The 17036-nt window shown below is 47.1% G+C and carries 15 protein-coding genes; 8 read left to right on the top strand and 7 right to left on the bottom strand.

Annotated elements, in window-relative coordinates:
* Window positions 1-68 precede the first annotated feature (68 nt).
* Together rpmB and rpmG are read left to right on the top strand one after the other, a co-directional pair.
* A complete protein-coding gene (gene rpmB, locus ABXT70_RS14020; RefSeq protein ID WP_443641084.1) occupies window positions 69-305 on the top strand; it encodes a 50S ribosomal protein L28 in 237 nt (78 codons plus the stop codon).
* Window positions 306-316: 11 nt separating this feature from the next.
* Complete coding sequence (gene rpmG / locus ABXT70_RS14015) at window positions 317-472, top strand: 50S ribosomal protein L33 (RefSeq protein ID WP_443636801.1); 156 nt, start codon at window positions 317-319, stop codon at window positions 470-472.
* A gap of 204 nt (window positions 473-676) precedes the next feature.
* Here the strand turns inward: rpmG and ABXT70_RS14010 are convergent, their stop codons facing one another.
* From ABXT70_RS14010 to ABXT70_RS13995, 4 genes are all read right to left on the bottom strand, one after another.
* Entirely contained in the window at window positions 677-1231 is a 555-nt protein-coding gene (locus tag ABXT70_RS14010) for a GNAT family N-acetyltransferase (protein ID WP_443641083.1), read from the bottom strand.
* Between the two features lie 54 nt (window positions 1232-1285).
* The gene (radA, locus tag ABXT70_RS14005) at window positions 1286-2689 is read right to left on the bottom strand and encodes a DNA repair protein RadA (RefSeq protein WP_443641082.1); all 1404 of its coding nucleotides are present in this window, start codon (window positions 2687-2689) and stop codon (window positions 1286-1288) included.
* A gap of 15 nt (window positions 2690-2704) precedes the next feature.
* A complete protein-coding gene (gene hemB, locus ABXT70_RS14000) occupies window positions 2705-3727 on the bottom strand; it encodes a porphobilinogen synthase (RefSeq protein ID WP_443641081.1) in 1023 nt (340 codons plus the stop codon).
* 82 nt (window positions 3728-3809) lie between these two features.
* Window positions 3810-5765 (bottom strand): ABC-F family ATP-binding cassette domain-containing protein, encoded by a 1956-nt coding sequence (locus ABXT70_RS13995; protein ID WP_443641080.1) that lies wholly within the window; start codon window positions 5763-5765, stop codon window positions 3810-3812.
* Window positions 5766-5912: 147 nt separating this feature from the next.
* Here ABXT70_RS13995 and ABXT70_RS13990 point away from each other — a divergent pair, with 147 nt between their 5' ends.
* Complete coding sequence (locus ABXT70_RS13990; RefSeq protein WP_443641079.1) at window positions 5913-6587, top strand: FKBP-type peptidyl-prolyl cis-trans isomerase; 675 nt, start codon at window positions 5913-5915, stop codon at window positions 6585-6587.
* A 276-nt stretch (window positions 6588-6863) separates the two neighbouring features.
* Here ABXT70_RS13990 and ABXT70_RS13985 read toward each other — a convergent pair whose 3' ends face one another.
* Both ABXT70_RS13985 and trxB read right to left on the bottom strand, forming a co-directional pair.
* Window positions 6864-7490 carry a urate hydroxylase PuuD gene (locus ABXT70_RS13985; RefSeq protein WP_443641078.1) on the bottom strand — a complete coding sequence of 209 codons (627 nt, stop codon included), beginning with the start codon at window positions 7488-7490 and terminating at the stop codon, window positions 6864-6866.
* Between the two features lie 127 nt (window positions 7491-7617).
* The gene (gene trxB, locus ABXT70_RS13980) at window positions 7618-8568 is read right to left on the bottom strand and encodes a thioredoxin-disulfide reductase (protein ID WP_443641077.1); all 951 of its coding nucleotides are present in this window, start codon (window positions 8566-8568) and stop codon (window positions 7618-7620) included.
* Window positions 8569-8849: 281 nt separating this feature from the next.
* Here trxB and ABXT70_RS13975 point away from each other — a divergent pair, with 281 nt between their 5' ends.
* The 5 genes from ABXT70_RS13975 (at window position 8850) to gshA (ending at window position 16070) form a co-directional block, all read left to right on the top strand.
* The gene (locus tag ABXT70_RS13975) at window positions 8850-9257 is read left to right on the top strand and encodes an RNA-binding S4 domain-containing protein (protein WP_443641076.1); all 408 of its coding nucleotides are present in this window, start codon (window positions 8850-8852) and stop codon (window positions 9255-9257) included.
* Window positions 9258-9300: 43 nt separating this feature from the next.
* A complete protein-coding gene (gene hslO / locus ABXT70_RS13970) occupies window positions 9301-10206 on the top strand; it encodes an Hsp33 family molecular chaperone HslO (RefSeq protein ID WP_443641075.1) in 906 nt (301 codons plus the stop codon).
* Between the two features lie 202 nt (window positions 10207-10408).
* A complete protein-coding gene (locus ABXT70_RS13965; RefSeq protein ID WP_443641074.1) occupies window positions 10409-11962 on the top strand; it encodes a phosphoenolpyruvate carboxykinase in 1554 nt (517 codons plus the stop codon).
* 148 nt (window positions 11963-12110) lie between these two features.
* Complete coding sequence (locus tag ABXT70_RS13960) at window positions 12111-14423, top strand: Tex family protein (RefSeq protein WP_443641073.1); 2313 nt, start codon at window positions 12111-12113, stop codon at window positions 14421-14423.
* An 84-nt stretch (window positions 14424-14507) separates the two neighbouring features.
* Window positions 14508-16070 (top strand): glutamate--cysteine ligase, encoded by a 1563-nt coding sequence (gene gshA, locus ABXT70_RS13955; protein ID WP_443641072.1) that lies wholly within the window; start codon window positions 14508-14510, stop codon window positions 16068-16070.
* 20 nt (window positions 16071-16090) lie between these two features.
* On the opposite strand, the gene ABXT70_RS13950 is transcribed toward gshA, so the two are convergent.
* A complete protein-coding gene (locus ABXT70_RS13950) occupies window positions 16091-16996 on the bottom strand; it encodes a DMT family transporter (protein WP_443641071.1) in 906 nt (301 codons plus the stop codon).
* Between the last annotated feature and the right edge of the window lie 40 nt (window positions 16997-17036).

Here is a 17036-nt window from a genome sequence, read left to right as displayed (position 1 = left end):
CTGGAGGGCTGCTCCGCCTGAGAACTAAACACTATGTTAAGTTCAATACTAAATTTGAGGAAGCTAAAATGTCCAGAGTATGTATGATTACCGGAAAGCGCCCTGTCGCTGGTAATAATGTGTCTCACGCACACAACAGAACACGTCGTCGTTTTTTACCAAACTTGCATTGGCATCGTTTTTGGGTGGAAAGCGAGAACAAATTCGTTCGCCTTCGGGTATCTTCCAAGGGCATGCGTATTGTCGACAAGAAAGGCATTGATTCCGTTCTAGTTGATGTACGTGCCAATGGCACAAAGGTTTAAGGAGAAGACTCATGCGCGATAAGATTAAGCTGGTTTCCAGCGCCGGTACTGGTCACTTCTACACCACTACTAAGAACAAACGTACCATGCCTGACAAAATGGAATTAAAGAAGTACGATCCAAAAGTCCGCAAGCACGTAATGTACAAAGAAGCCAAGATCAAGTAATTGGTTCTGCTTTATAAAACCGGCCTCTAGCAATAGACGCCGGTTTTTTTATGTACAGGATGTACGGTATGCCGCGGTGACATGGATGTCATAGAGCGGCGATGTACAGGATGTACGGTATGCCGCGGTGACATGGATGTCATAGAGCGGCGATGTCCAGGATGTACGGTATGCCGCGGTGACATGGATGTCATAGGGCAGCGGTTAATGACTTGGGTTCACTAAAGCCGTGAGTATATGGTCTTCCCAAGTGCCTGCAATGTTCAAGTATGATTTAGCGTAGCCTTCCTTTTCAAACCCAAGTCGCTCTAGCAAAACCGCACTGCGTTGGTTGGACATCATATAGGTGGCCATAACGCGGTGGATGTTACATTGGTTGAACATATATCCTAGGCAAGGTGGCATGAATTCTTGCATCAAACCTTGGCCTTGGTATTGGGCATCAATGGAATAACCTACAAAACAGGCTTGCAAAGGGCCACGAACAATTTGTGAGAAATCGACACTGGCGATCATGCGCTGATCCTGCGGGCAAAAGACGCCTAACTTAACCTGTTTATCGGCGTGAAAAGCCCCTTCGGCTTCCAGGATGCGGTTAAGCATAGTTTCGTGCCTATAGAAATCTCTGCCACGAACAGGCTCCCATGGCGAGAAATGAGTGCGATTACGCAAATAGTAATCGGCTAGCTCGGCAACGTCTCCAGTATTGATGAGGCGGACGTGGCCGTTGGTGGTGATGATATCTGGCTTAGCAGGCATGAAATAGGCCCTTTTTTATTATTATTGCTATGCTATAGCGCAGGATTTTAAGAGCTATAATGCCTCTAAAGCTTCCTGCAGTGTTCTAACACCAATGACTTCCATACCATCTAGGCTGCTGCCACCTTTTGCTTTAGACAGATTAGCTTTTGGAACGTTGGCAATGGGCACTATGGCCCGCTTAAACCCGTGTTTAGCTGCTTCTCGAATACGTTCCTGGCCACTAGGAACAGGACGAATCTCACCAGAAAGCCCTACCTCACCAAACACAACTAAGTTTTGATCCAGCGCCTGATCTCTTAAACTGGAAACGATGGCTAATAACATGGCTAAATCAGCGCCAGTTTCAGACACCCTTACACCACCTACAACGTTAACAAAAACATCTTGATCACCGGTGTGTAAGCCACCATGACGATGTAATACGGCGAGCAACATGGTCAGGCGATTCTGATCTAAACCTACGGCTACACGGCGGGGGTTGTTCATGTGGCTGTCATCGACTAGGGCTTGTAATTCAACCAGCAGTGGCCGTGTCCCTTCCCATATCACCATCACCAAACTACCTGCGGCACTGGTGTCACTGCGGGAAAGGAAGATGGAGCTGGGGTTCTTAACTTCTTTAAGGCCATTTTCCATCATCGCAAACACACCCAGTTCATTTACTGCACCAAAACGGTTCTTATGGCTCCTTAGGGTGCGATAACGGCTGTCGTTGTCTCCCTCTAGTTGCAACGAGCAATCGATCATGTGCTCGAGCACCTTGGGGCCAGCAATGCTGCCATCCTTTGTAACGTGGCCTACCAATAGCAGGATTGCGTCAGATTGTTTTGCATAACGAGTTAGGGCCGCAGCGCACTCTCTTACTTGGGACACACTGCCGGGAGCGGAACTAATATCTGCTAATTGCATAACTTGTATGGAATCAACCACAATGACCCTGGGCTGTAATTGAGCACAGGTGGCTAAGATAGTCTCGACGTCGGTCTCAGTGAGCATTTTTAAATTGCTGGTGGGCAATTCCAAGCGCTGCGCCCTTAAGGCAACCTGCTGTAAGGATTCTTCGCCTGTTATGTATAAGGCTGGCATGTGTTGGGCCAATCTGCACATGAGCTGTAACAACAAGGTGCTTTTACCAGCACCAGGATACCCGCCAAAGAGGATGGCAGAACCTGTGACCAAACCACCACCTAGTACTCGGTCCAGTTCACCGATACCAGTACTGAGGCGAGGCATGCTAGCCACATCAACGTCACTTAGATCCTGCAGTTGAGAAGCAACACCCGCGTACCCCTTAGCAGCGCTTACCCGAGTGCTTGCGTTTACATGGCCCCCAGCAGGGGCTAAACGAATTTCCTGTAGACTGTTCCAAGCGCCACAATCAGTGCATTGGCCCTGCCATTTGCTGTAGTCAGAGCCACATTCATTACAAACATAGGCTGTCTTGGCTTTGGCCATGTTGCTGTCTCGAATTTATGAACGTGAATTAGATTGCAGCAGTATAGCCGCATCTTTGGCAAAGTAGGTGAGAATGCCATCCGCACCAGCACGCTTAAAGCCCAACAAGGATTCCATCATAACACTGTCCTTATCCAACCAGCCGTTTTGGAAGGCCGCCATATGCATGGCGTATTCACCGCTGACTTGATAGGCAAAAGTAGGCACTTGTAGCTCACGCTTAACGCGGCTGACGATATCTAAATAAGGCATGCCGGGTTTTACCATTACCATGTCAGCACCTTCAACAAGGTCCATAGCGACTTCGTGCAAAGCTTCGTCACTATTAGCAGGATCCATCTGGTAGCCAAATTTATTGCCCTTACCTAAGTTGCCAGCGGAGCCAACAGCATCACGGAACGGGCCATAATAAGCAGAGGCATACTTAGCTGCATAAGCCATAATACCGGTATTGTGGTAGTTTTCTGCCTCTAAAGCACTACGAATAGAGCCTATGCGACCGTCCATCATATCAGACGGTGCCACTACATCTGCACCGGCTTCGGCATGGGACAGGGCTTGCTGAATAAGGATGTCTACAGTAATGTCGTTAAGCACGTAGCCATCATCGTTAATGATGCCATCTTGACCGTGGGTGGTGAACGGGTCTAACGCGACATCGGTAATGACACCGAGTTCTGGGCAGGCGTCCTTTACCGCCCTTACTGCACGTTGAGCTAAGCCATCTGGGCTATAAGCCTGTTCTGCCATTAAAGATTTAACCGAGTCTGGGGTCACTGGAAACAGTGCAATGGCGGGAATACCCAAGGCCACCAGCTGCTTTGCCTCAGCTACTAACAAATCGATACTCAGGCGCTCAACACCAGGCATAGAGGCAATAGGTTGATGCTGGTTGTGGCCTTCAATGACGAACATGGGATAAATCAAGTCATCGGCAGTGAGTTGGTTTTCGCGCATTAAGCGGCGGGAAAAATCATTGTATCGCATACGTCGCATACGGCTATTGGGGAACTGACGTTGGCTTGGTTGAAAGCTCATAGTTGCGCCTTTAGTATTAAGTTGTCTAGATCTCATGTTTCGTCATTGCGTCACTTCGCTCGCAAAGAGTCAGTTTCTGTTATTACATTACCATGGACTCAAGTTGGTCGTTTTTTTCAAGCCAAAGCTCTTCGTTATATTCATGCTGTTCGCTGGCATGGGCTTGCTGGGCTAATAAGTCTTTTAGTTTGGCCTTATTTTCCGCATCGTACAAGCTAGGTTGAGCAAGCTCCGCTTCTAGCAGGTCTAGTTTGGCTTGCCACAAGTCAATGTCTTTTTCGTGCTTGGCAATGGCCTTCTTTAACGGGCTTAGTTGTTTACGTTTTTCTGCTTGCTGACGTTTTTGTTCTTTCCGCTCTGCAGGCGTTAAGGCCTCAGCTTCAGAGTGATTAGTTTTGCTTGGATCTGAGCGTATTATCTCTTGTCTTTCTTTCATTTTAGCCTGGGCTTGAGCTTGAGCCAATGCCTGAACCTGCATTTGATAATCTTGCAAGTCACCCTCAAATTCTTTAACTTTTCCATCGGCCACTATCCAATAGTTATCCACTACTTGGCGTAACAAGTGGCGGTCGTGAGAAATGACCACGATGGCACCTTGATAGGCTTGGAGTGCCATGGTTAGGGCATGACGTGCTTCTAGATCTAAGTGGTTAGTGGGTTCATCTAACAGCAGTAAGTTAGGTTTTTGAAGGGCAATCATAGCCAAGGCTAAACGTACTTTTTCACCACCAGAAAAGTGTTTTACTGGCTCAAATACGCGCTCACCTTGCCATCCAAAACTACCTAAAAAATTGCGCAGTTCTTGTTCACTCGCTTTAGGCTTTAAACGTTGTAGGTGCAATAGACCACTGGCCCCTATATCTAACGCCTCAAGCTGGTGTTGAGCAAAGTAACCAACTTTGAGGTGTTCACCGGGCACAATTTGGCCTGACAAAGGCGCAAGGTCGCCAACCAAGGTTTTGATCAAGCTCGATTTACCAGCACCGTTAGGGCCGAGTAAGGCGTAGCGTGAATCATGCAGTAAGGTAATATTGGCGCTGACAATGGGCTTGTCATAGCCAATGCTGACTCGATCAAGGTCAATTAAGGTAGAACTGGTCTTGTCAAATTCTGGAAAACGAAAGGTAAAGGGTGAATCAGCATAGGCGGGCGCAATTTTCTCCATACGCTCTAGGGCTTTTACGCGGCCTTGAGCTTGTTTGGCCTTACTAGCTTTAGCTTTAAAACGCCGGATAAAACTTTCGATGTGAGCAATTTCGGTTTGCTGTTTGGAATACATGACTTGGTGTTGGGCCATGCGCTCAGCCTTTTGTCGCTCAAAAGCAGCGTAGTTACCACGATAAGAGGTTAGTTTCTTGCGATCCAAATGCACAATAACCTGCACCACTTGGTCCAAAAAGTCGCGGTCGTGAGAGACCAAAAACAAAGTTCCAGGATATTTTTGTAACCATGATTCAAGCCACATGGTGGCATCAAGGTCTAAATGGTTAGTAGGTTCATCTAATAGTAACAAGTCTGACGGGCACATAAGGGCTTGAGCCAGATTCAAGCGCACACGCCAACCACCAGAAAAATTACCTACGGGCTGGCTCCAGTCTTGTTCTGGGAAGCCTAACCCTTGTAATAATTGTTGCGCGCGGTTAACCGCACTGTAACCACCTACGTGATCATAATCGGCATAAACGTGGCTTAGGGCCGCTTCATCATGCTTGGCCTCGGCGGCAGCAATGGCGGCCTCAGCAGCCCTTAGGGACAGATCCCCATCTAACACATGCTCTAGAGTAGAGCGATTAACATCGCCTATTTCTTGCGCCATATGGGCCATACGCATAGCAGGTGGCCATGTGAGTTGGCCTGCATCCAGTTGCAGTTGACCTAGCAATAACTTAAATAAGGTGGTTTTGCCAGCCCCATTACGCCCTACTAAACCATATCTCTGGCCAGAATCAAGAGTCAGGTTGGCCCCCTCAATAAGAGGCTGGCCACCGCGCTGGAGTGTGATGTCGTCAAATTTAATCATGGCCGCGGATGATACCACAGGCTTACCTAGCCATAAGCCTAAACATAAATAAACAAATGCAATCAAATGTAAACAAGTGGAAATACTTTTGCTTCGGGTTTGAGTCTTATATATCCTATGCAACGCGCTGAATGATAACGTTTAGCACTATCACTAAGGAATACTATGAAAACTTTAATTAGCCGTTTGGCCGTTACTAGTGCCATTGGCCTTGCCGCCACCTCTGCTGCTGCAGAAATTGATCTAAACAATGCAGAACAAAATGTAAGTTATAGCTTGGGCACACTGGTTGCTGGACAGCTCGCTAACGACTTTGACAACCTTAACTTAGAAGCATTTGTGGAAGGTTTTAATGCCGCTTATCTTGGCCAAAAGACCTTGGTAAACGAGCAGCAAGCGGTGACCGCAGTAAAGGACTATCAGCGTAAAGTGGCAACTTCAAAATTTGAAGGTGCGTTAAAAAATAGTGAAGCTTACTTGGCTGAAAATGCTAAAAAAGAAGGTGTTGTAGTGACTGACAGCGGCTTACAGTACCAAGTTTTGTCGGAAGGTGAAGGTGCAATGCCTGCTGCTAAAGACACGGTAACGGTGCATTACCATGGCACCACTATGGATGGAAGCGTATTTGACAGCTCTGTAGAGCGTGGTGAACCAACACAATTTCCATTGAATGGTGTCATAGCCGGTTGGACTGAAGGCGTTCAGTTAATGCGTATTGGATCTAAGTATAAATTCTTCATCCACCCAGATTTAGCTTACGGCACCCAAGGTGCTGGACAGTTGATTGGACCAAATGACGCGCTAATTTTTGAAGTAGAATTGATCAAGATAGGTCAATAAAGGTAATGCTTCTGGGTTTTGACCGAATAAAGCTAAAATAATACCAAAAAGGGGCAAAATTCAGAATTTTTCCTATATTTATCGAAACACCATTGGCGTATGTTAAGCCCTCAAGGAACGTTGTTAGTTTAATAGCTTGCTATTTAGGCCGACAAGGAAGGACATGGAGTCTACAGGATGTACTCGTGCCTAGGATGGGCACTTCAAATTTGGTGGTATCACCATTAAAAAACCCCAGCACGCTGGGGTTTTTTATGTCTGCTATTTAGCCAGCGTTTATACGAAGTTAAATACCAATACCATTACCGCAGTCAGTCCTAAAGAACCGTGTATTACGCCCTTAACAGTGGTCAGCGGACCCTGCTTACCAAACATGGCGTTAGCTTGCAGAGCAGCAATGATTATCAGCATAGCGATCATTGAAGTCGCACTCCAATTTACCGCTGCCCAGCCACCCATGCCACCGTGTCCAGACGCCAGCATACAGAATACCATTGGTGCAGAGAATAAAACGTTGTGGCGTGAAGCCAGCAATGCCTTAGCGCCAGCTGCAGGGCCATCGCCTTCAGCCATGCCTAGGGCAATTTTCTGGTTAGGCCAGATAATCATCCATACGTTTAAAAACATTAAAGTACCGAACAAAGAACCGATCCAGATGTAGTTGCTTACTGCAGAAGGTACAGTGAACAGCATGATGACGCCAGTTAGGAAAGTACCCATGGCGCCCCAACGGAACCACCACAAAGCACTTGGAGCTAGCTTAGCTTTAGCATCTGCTAAACCTTCAGCGCTGGCTTGCTTAAAGTAGCCGCCCTGAACAAAGTTGAAGTAGTACAGCATGCCGATCCAGGTAATGCCGAATAAAACGTGTGACCATCGGAATAGAAATCCTAATAAGTCCATAGTACGCCTCTCATTTAAGTTATTGTATTTAAGATTATGGCTCTAAAAAGGCTTTAGAGCCAAAGGGTGATGGCCGCCATTGTACAGTTAATGTAACGGCTAGTTCTAGTTTTTTTGTGACAAAAAACTACTGTTCGTCTAGGTAACGCTCAGCATCTAGGGCAGCCATACAGCCGGTACCTGCAGAAGTAATCGCCTGACGGTAAATATGGTCCATCACGTCACCAGCGGCAAACACGCCTTCAACGCTGGTTTGGGTGGCATTACCTTGGGTGCCACTTTGTACCTTAATGTAACCACCTGCCATGTCTAACTGGCCTTCAAACAGGCCGGTATTAGGTACGTGGCCAATGGCGATAAACACACCGTCCACGTCTAGGTCTTTAGTGCTGGCATTTTCACTGCTCTTAATGCGCATGCCTGTAACACCCATATCGTCACCTAATACTTCATCAAGATTGTAATGCCATTCCACATTCACGTTACCGTTTTCTACCTTATCCATTAGGCGGTCTGCTAGAATCTTTTCACTGCGGAATTTGTCACGGCGGTGAACAACGGTTACTTCAGAAGCAATATTGCTAAGATAAAGCGCTTCTTCAACGGCGGTATTACCACCACCGATGACAGCGACTTTTTTGTTGCGGTAAAAGAAACCATCACAGGTAGCGCAGGCTGATACGCCTCTGCCTTGGAACGCGGTCTCACTGTCTAAACCTAGATAGCGAGCACTTGCTCCAGTACAAATGATTAAGGCATCACACGTGTATTGTGTGCCTTGGCCCGATAGTTGGAATGGGCGTTGGTTCAAATTTACAGAATCAATATGGTCAAAAATTATTTCAGTTTCAAAACGTTCTGCATGGGCTTTCATACGCTCCATTAAGGCAGGCCCTTGCAAGCCTTCTACGTCTCCAGGCCAGTTATCCACGTCTGTGGTGGTAGTTAACTGACCACCCATTTCCATGCCTGTAATTAACACTGGGTTAAGGTTTGCGCGTGCGGCGTATACAGCGGCGGTGTAGCCAGCGGGGCCAGAACCTAAAATTAGTAGCTTACAGTGCTTTACTTCGCTCATGGGGAGTCCTATATAATGATATGAGACCTTTATACAATACGGCGACAAAAAAGAAAAATGGGATAAAATGAGTCTGATTGAGGCGAGAACCGCAGATAATAGCTAGCTATTGCCAAGGTTTTCAACGAAAAGCAGGGTTATTTTGGCCATTTAACTTGGCGCTCGTATTGTGCAAAGGTCTCAATTTGGTACAACAAAAAATATGCGCCTGACCTTAGCATAATTAAACCCATAGAGCAGGCAGTTTATGTCATGGGTTTGTAAATTAATAGGAATGTAACATGGGCAACAAAGGCGACAACACCACTGATGACAAGATTCGGCTCGACAAGTGGTTATGGGCTGCGCGATTTTACCGAACGCGAGCCCTTGCCAAACAAGCGATTGAGGGTGGCAAGGTGCATTATCAGGGCGCTAAAGCTAAGTGTAGCCGTGTGGTTGAAGTACAAGCAGAAATAGCCATACGCCAAGGCTTTGACGAAAAAACGATTGTGGTGCAAGCTATTTCTGGAAGCCGAGGAGGTGCGCCGGAGGCTGCTCTTTTGTACAGCGAAACGGCCACCAGTGAAAAAGCCCGTTCAGACCTAGCAGCGGGTCGTAAGGCTATGGGCCAAACATCCATTTCCGACGGCAAGCCCACTAAAAAACAGCGCAGAGACCAGCAGCGCTTTGAGCAGCAGCAGTTGTAGTTTACAATTAAAGGGTATCTATCATCCAAGACTTCTTCTTCCCATGACCAATGACACAATGCAAGGCTTCATGTTCACCGACATGGACATACGGGGCGTTCACTTGCGGCTCGATCAAGGTGTAAAGGCCTTATTAGAGCAGCAAGACTACCCTGCCCCTGTGGCTAGGTTGCTAGCTGAAATGCTTATTGTTGCGTGCTTGCTGAGCGCAAACCTTAAACTGCGAGGGCATCTAAGTGTACAAATCCGTGGTGCTGGACCACTTAAATGGGTGATGGCAGAGTGCCGGCAGCTCAGTGATGATCCTGAACAGCCGTTTAGGGTGAAAGGCATGGCACAAGTTGATGACACTATTGGTTCCCATGCCAGCTTAGCCGAGATGGTGGCTGATGGTCGTTTGATTATAACCATTGAGCCAGACCAAGGTCAGCGGTATCAGGGTATTGTGATGGTTGATCAGGCCACATTCTCCGAGTGCATCGAAAGCTATTTTTACCAATCAGAACAATTACCTACCCATATTCAACTGGTCAGTACTGATGATGGTGCTGCTGGATTTATGTTGCAACGGTTGCCCCAAACCATGTCCGATGAAAGTCAGGCTGACTTAGATTGGGAGCTTATCCATGCCTTGGCATCTACCCTTACGGAGCATGAGCTTGCTCAATTACCTGCGAACCAGGTTCTGCACCGGCTATTCCACGACCAACAAGTGAAAGTGTTTACCCCGCGACCAGTTTTGCAGCAGTGTGATTGCAGTCGAGAGCGCTGTGGAGCAGCTATTGTAGGGTTAGGCAGGCTAGCAGTTGACGAAATTTTGGAGGAGCAGGAAGCTATCATTATTGATTGCCATTTCTGTAACGGCCATTATGCTTTTGACAAGGTGGACTGTTATGTTCTGCTAGAGCAGGACGTTATGGCCGCTGAAACAATTACTGCCGTGCATTAAATGGTGGACGTTTTACCCCCATACAGCTACGTTGTGGTTCGCTGTAGCTGCTGCATTATTAGTTGAACTGATGGGCTATATTTTGGCTTTTGATGTGCTTTTCTGAGATAATTCATCCTCATTTTTCACGCCGATATGGCGTACGCCCGTTTAGGTATTTCCATATTTCCTAAAAACCTAAGCAATTCAAAGGTATTGATACATGACCGCAACTGTAGTTACTGATACTGGCACCACCTATACACAACTGTCTCCTGCCAGCTTGATCCAAAAGGCCATTGCTAACGGCGAAGGTACATTGGCCAACACCGGTGCACTAAACGTGATCACTGGAGCGCGCACTGGGCGCTCCCCGTTAGACCGTTTTGTAGTTCAAGAACCTAGTACATCAGACCAAATTGAATGGGGCGCTGTAAACCGCCCTGTAACACCAGATATATTCAGTGCTTTGTGGGATCGTGTAGCAGCCTCTTTGGTAGGCCAAGACAAATATGTTTCAAGTGTACACGTTGGTGCAGACCACGCTCATTACATCCCTATTCAGATGACTACTCAAACTGCGTGGCAGAACTTGTTTGGCCAAAACCTATTCATCGTGCCACAAGAATACAATGCTGCTGGTAAAGACGAATGGCAGATTCTTAACGTGGCTAACTTCGTGTGTCAGCCAGAGCGTGACCGTACTAATAGTGATGGCTGTGTGATGATTAACTTTGCTCAACGCAAGGTATTGTTAGCGGGCATGCGCTATGCAGGAGAAATGAAAAAGGCCATGTTCTCTGTGCAAAACTTTCTTTTACCAGCTAAAGACGTATTGCCAATGCACTGCTCTGCCAACGTAGGCGATGATGGCAAAACTACTTTATTCTTCGGTTTGTCTGGTACTGGCAAAACCACCCTATCGGCAGACCCAGATCGTTATTTAATTGGTGACGACGAGCATGGTTGGGGTGAGGGAGTAGTGTTTAACATTGAAGGCGGTTGTTACGCCAAAACCATCAACCTTAGTAAAAAGAATGAACCCATCATTTGGGACGCTATTCGTTTTGGGGCTATTGTTGAAAACGTTTGGTTAGACGACGACACTAAAGAAGCAGACTATGACAACACCGAGATCTCAGAAAACGGCCGTTGCGCATACCCTTTAGAGCATATTGAAAAACGCACTAAAAAGAATTTAGCTGGCGAGCCAGAAGCTATTATCTTCTTAACCTGTGACTTAACTGGCGTATTACCCCCTGTGTCTATCTTGTCTAAAGAAGCGGCTGCTTACCACTTCCTAAGTGGTTATACGGCTTTAGTTGGCTCTACTGAAATGGGTTCTAGTGCAGCTATTCGCTCTACATTTTCTACCTGTTTTGGCGCCCCTTTTTTCCCACGGCCAGCTGGCGTCTATGCTGAGCTGTTGATGAAACGTGTCGAAGCGTTTGGTAGCAAGGTATATCTAGTCAATACAGGCTGGACTGGTGGTTCATACGGCACCGGCAAGCGTTTCAGCATACCCACTACACGAGCCATTATTGCAGCCATTCAAAGTGGTAATATTGCAGAAGCGGCAACACAGCACTTAGAAGGGCTAAACGTAGACGTGCCTACTACCCTAGAAGGCGTTGACAGCTACTTGTTAAACCCACGTAATACTTGGCAAGACCAAGCTGCATACGATGTGGAAGAAGCTACTCTGATTGGTAAATTTAAGGAAAACTTTAAACGTTTTAGCGTTTCAGACGACATCGTTAAAGCTGGCCCTCAGTAGGTCTAAACCGGTTTAGGTATGGCTCACTGCTAATCAAAGGCTCCTTTTTTGGGGCTTTTTTTTGCTTTAACAAAAAGCCACTTTAAAAATCGCCCCATGACCCCATTGTGTAAGCCTATGCTTTTGTAATTAGAAGGATTCTAGGTTCGTGATAAATCAACAAATCGCCACCGAGCTTGCGGTACAAACCTGGCAAGTGGATGCCGCCGTTAAATTGTTAGACGAAGGTTCAACGGTACCCTTTATCTCCCGCTATCGTAAAGAAGTTACTGGTGTGTTGGACGATACCCAGTTACGTACACTGGAAGAGCGGCTAAGTTACTTGCGAGACCTTAATGCCCGCAGAAAAACTATTTTAGACAGCATTGAGAAACAAGAGAAGCTGACGCCAGAGCTGGCTAATCGCATTAACGTTGCAGACAGCAAAACGCGACTAGAAGACTTATACCTGCCCTATAAAACCAAGCGTCGTACTAAGGCTCAAATTGCCATAGAGGCAGGGCTGCAACCTTTGGCAGATGCCATATTGAAAGACCCTACACTTGACCCAGAGCAAACAGCCTTGGGTTATGTCAATGCAGAGCTACAAATTAGTCATTCAAAAGATGCCCTAGACGGCGCCAAACAAATACTAATGGAGCGTTTTAGTTTAGCAGCAGACTTGCTTGCAGAATTGCGCAACATAGGTTGGCAAGATGCCCAGTGGCAAACCCAAGTAGTAGAAGGTAAGCAGCAAGAGGGTGCTAAATTCCAAGACTATTTTGAGTTTCAAGAAGCCCTAAAGACTATTCCCTCCCACCGCGCCTTGGCCATATTAAGAGCTCGGAACGAAGGTATCTTGCAGGCCACCATTATATGGTCTGCTAATGAGCACTTACCCTATGAATCCAGAGTAGCTTCCTATTGGCGCATCAAAGATCAGGGCCGAGCGGCCGATAAATGGCTCAACGAAGTGGTGCGTTGGACTTGGCGTGTAAAGCTAGCCAGCCAGTTAGAAACGGCCCTCATTACCCGTGTTAGAGAAGCCTCGGAAGACAGTGCTATAGGTGTGTTTGCTAACAACCTAAAAGACTTATTGCTGGCAGCTCCGGCCGGGGACAAGGTGACCCTTGGATTAGATCCGGGTTTGCGTACAGGCGTGAAAGCCGTGGTAGTAGACCCTACGGGAAAGCTTCTTAAGAGCGAAACCATCTTCCCCCATGTGCCCCATAATAAATGGCAAGTGGCTTTAGAGCTGGTGGTGCATTGGTGCCAAACCTATCAAGTTCAGCTGGTGGCGATTGGTAATGGCACCGGCTCACGAGAGACTGATAAGCTGGTTAAAGAAGCTCAAGCAAGACTAGGGGCACAGGCTCCTCAACGTATTATTGTGAGTGAAGCGGGCGCCTCAATTTATTCTGCATCGGCCCTTGCTGCTGCAGAGTTCCCAGATCTAGATGTGAGTTATCGTGGTGCTGTTTCTATTGCCCGCCGACTCCAAGACCCATTGGCAGAATTGGTTAAGATAGAACCCAAGGCCATTGGCGTAGGGCAATATCAGCATGATGTAAGCCAAGTGCAGTTGACCCGTAAATTAGATAACGTGGTGGAAGATTGTGTTAATAATGTGGGCGTAGACCTAAATACTGCGTCGGCTCCGTTATTGCAGCGAGTAGCTGGGCTGAACAAAACCATGGCAGAGAACATCGTACTGTATCGTGATATCAATGGCGCCTTTAATAACCGTAAGCAGCTGCTTAAGGTGGCTCGTTTGGGTGACAAAGCGTTTGAGCAATCTGCGGGTTTCTTGCGTATCCGTGGTGGTGATAACCCCTTAGATGGCACTTCGGTGCACCCCGAAGCTTATGGCTTAGTTGATCAGCTGGCTGGGCAGCTAAAACTCACTGTTGCAGACCTCATAGGCAGCGATCAGCTTAAACAGATTAGGGTTAAGCAATTACACGACCAAGGGTTTGGGGAACATACCCTACAAGATTTATTGAGCGAGTTACAAAAGCCTGGGCGTGACCCAAGGCCAGAATTTCGCATGGCCAAGCTCACAGATGGTGTAGAAAGCATTAAAGACTTAACCCTAGGTGCCGTAATGGAAGGCACCATTAGTAATGTCACTAATTTTGGTGCTTTTGTAGACCTTGGAGTTCATCAAGATGGCTTGGTACACATTTCGGCACTATCGCACCAGTATGTGAAAGACCCCCATGACCTTGTGAAGGCTGGAGACATTGTTAAAGTGAAGGTGATGCAAATAGATGTGGCCCGCAAGCGTATTGGTTTAACCATGCGTTTAAGTGATGAACTGCCTACACCAGATGATTCATCAAACTCTCGCAAGCCATTCTCTGCTAAGGCGCAACAGAATCTCCCACGCAAAGCTCAAAGCCATACTCAGCAACGGCCACAGCAAGCGCTGGGCAGTATGGCGCAAAAACTAAAAGATGCGCAGGCAGGGGTAAAAAAGTAATACCTACACAGAATTTGAATTCAAACTAGACTACACTTCGTATCTGTCTAGTCATTAGCCATTAAAGACAATTTGGAACTATAGATGCCCACATACTTACAGCAACGTTTACAGCAGGTGAAAAACTCCCCCGTAGCCAAGACCTTGGTGAGCCTACAATGTGGCATCGAAAAAGAAGGTTTGAGAGTGGGTGTAAGTGGTCGTGTCAGTCATAAAGACCATCCAAAATCTTTAGGGTCTAGCCTAACCCATGGCAGTATCACCACTGACTACTCCGAAGCGCTTTTGGAGTACATTACGCCGGTTTTCCAAAGCCCTGTTGCGGCTCTAGACTTCATGCAGGAATTACATAGCTTTAGCGCCAGCCAGCTACACGATATCGGCGAATATGTTTGGCCTGCCAGCATGCCCTGTTACCTTGATGGTGAAGAAGACATTCGTATAGCCAATTTTGGTAGCTCAAATACTGGCAAACTCAAGCATACCTACCGTGTGGGTTTGGCTTGGCGTTATGGTAAAATTATGCAGTCTATTGCTGGGCTACATTTCAACTTCTCGCCGCAAGATAATTTTTGGCCAGCGTATCAACAATTGCTGAGTGACGAGCAGTCCTTATGTGATTTCCAATCTAGCCAATACTTTGGTTTGATCCGTAATTTTAGACGCCATTCATGGGTGCTGTTATACCTCTTTGGTGCCTCACCTGCCCTAGATGCAAGCTTTGTTAATGGGCGTGACATTGACTTAGAGCAAGGCCCAGACGGCTGCCTAGTTGGCCCCTATGCCACTTCTTTACGTATGAGTGACTTGGGTTACAACAACAAAGTTCAGTCGGTATTGAATTTGTGTTTTAACGACCTGGATAACTACGCCAAGTCTTTAGAGCATGCCATTTCTACGCCCTTATCTAAGTATGAGAACTTAGGGGTAAAAGTAGATGGGGAATATCGTCAACTCAATGCCAACTTGTTGCAAATTGAGAACGAATACTACAGTGATATCCGACCTAAACGTGTGACCCGCCCTGGGCAAAAGCCCGTGCACGCCCTTAAAGAAGGCGGTGTAGAGTACGTGGAAGTTCGAAACATCGACCTCAATCCCTTTTTGCCTTTGGGTATCGATGCACAGCAAAGCCAGTTTATTAACGCCTTTTTAACTTGGTGTTTATTCTCACAAAGCCCAGTTATTAGTGATCAAGAGTGTGAGGTGATTGGTATCAACCAAGCTGTTGTTGTGCGCCAAGGCCGTAAGCCTGGTCTTATGCTTCAAACCTGCGGTGGGGAAAAGAGTTTACAGAGTCTGGGCCTTGATATTATTACAAACCTACGCCTAGTAGCCGATGTAATGCCAGAAAAACAGCACGTATTAGCCGCTATAAGCACCATGGAGGCTCGCCTCAAAGATGCCTCCTTAACACCATCTGCTCAAGTGCTGGCTGCTATGGAGCAGGGGAACTTGTCGCATCATCAGTTGTCTTTTGAGCTAGCGCAAAAGCATCAAGCGTATCACTTGCAACAAAGCCTGAGCTTACAGCGCCGACAAGAACTAAGTAAGCAAGTGAGCGAATCCATTGCTAACCAAGAGCGTATTGAAGCCGAGCAAACAGAACCTTTTGACGACTTCCTAGCGGCCTATCTGGCCCAGTAACCGGGTTCCATAATAGTGGCTTAGTGGTTTAAAAAAATCACACCACTGCCGATGACCACTAATGCAGCACCTAGCCATGCACCTCGGCTAGGACGCTGCCCAGTAATGAACCAAATGACAGGTAATATAAGTACTGGCGTGATGGCAGATAAGGTCATTACAATACCCACCTCACCCGCCCCCAGGGCATAAACCACCAATGTCATACCTAACACTAGGCCTAAGGTTGCGCTAGAAATGGTGCGCCATACAAATGCTGGTGTGGGTGCCGCATTGGCCTTGGCCCAAGCAAAAGGCATGGCACGTAAAAACAATAACACTAGGGCAGCAAAACCCACTCGAATCGCCGATGCCGCAATAGGGTCTGCACCAGCTAATAACACGGGTTTAGCCATTACCGCCCCGGCTGCTTGGCCACACGCGGCAGTTAGTCCGAGTATAATACCAAAACCCAAATGGCCGCTCACTTTTTCTAAGCGATGCTGGCCGCCAGCTTTACGGCCCCACCAAACAGCATTCACCACACCCAGCAGAATTAATCCACAGCCAATCAATAAATTAGTACTGAGTGTTTCACCCAACCAAATAAAACCCATACCGGCAGCCATTGGCGCACTGGTGGCGAATAGCACAGAATTGCGTCTGGGCCCAATGCGTTTCAACGCTTGCATTAATGCCGTATCGCCAATCACAATGCCTACTAAGCTAGAGCCCATGAGGGCCACCATGGCGTTATCTGGTAAGCTGGACCACAAATCCATGAAGCTGGTAATGGCAATAAGTACCGCCCCAGCAAAGACCACTCTATAGCGATTGAACGCAACAGCCCCAAAGTGATGAACTCCTGGGGAAGCCAAAATGGCTGTGAAAGTCCAGCAGACTGCAGCGGCTAACGCGGCCAGCTCGGCAACAGGTAAATTGCTCATGTTATTCCTTTAAACTAGAGAAGTGCGCCAGAATAGCAGT

It is taken from the genome of Candidatus Njordibacter sp. Uisw_039 (assembly GCF_047730075.1).
Taxonomy (GTDB): domain Bacteria; phylum Pseudomonadota; class Gammaproteobacteria; order Pseudomonadales; family Balneatricaceae; genus Njordibacter.
The sequence above is the reverse complement of the archived record's forward strand: the minus strand, read 5'-3'. Positions and strand labels throughout refer to the sequence as shown.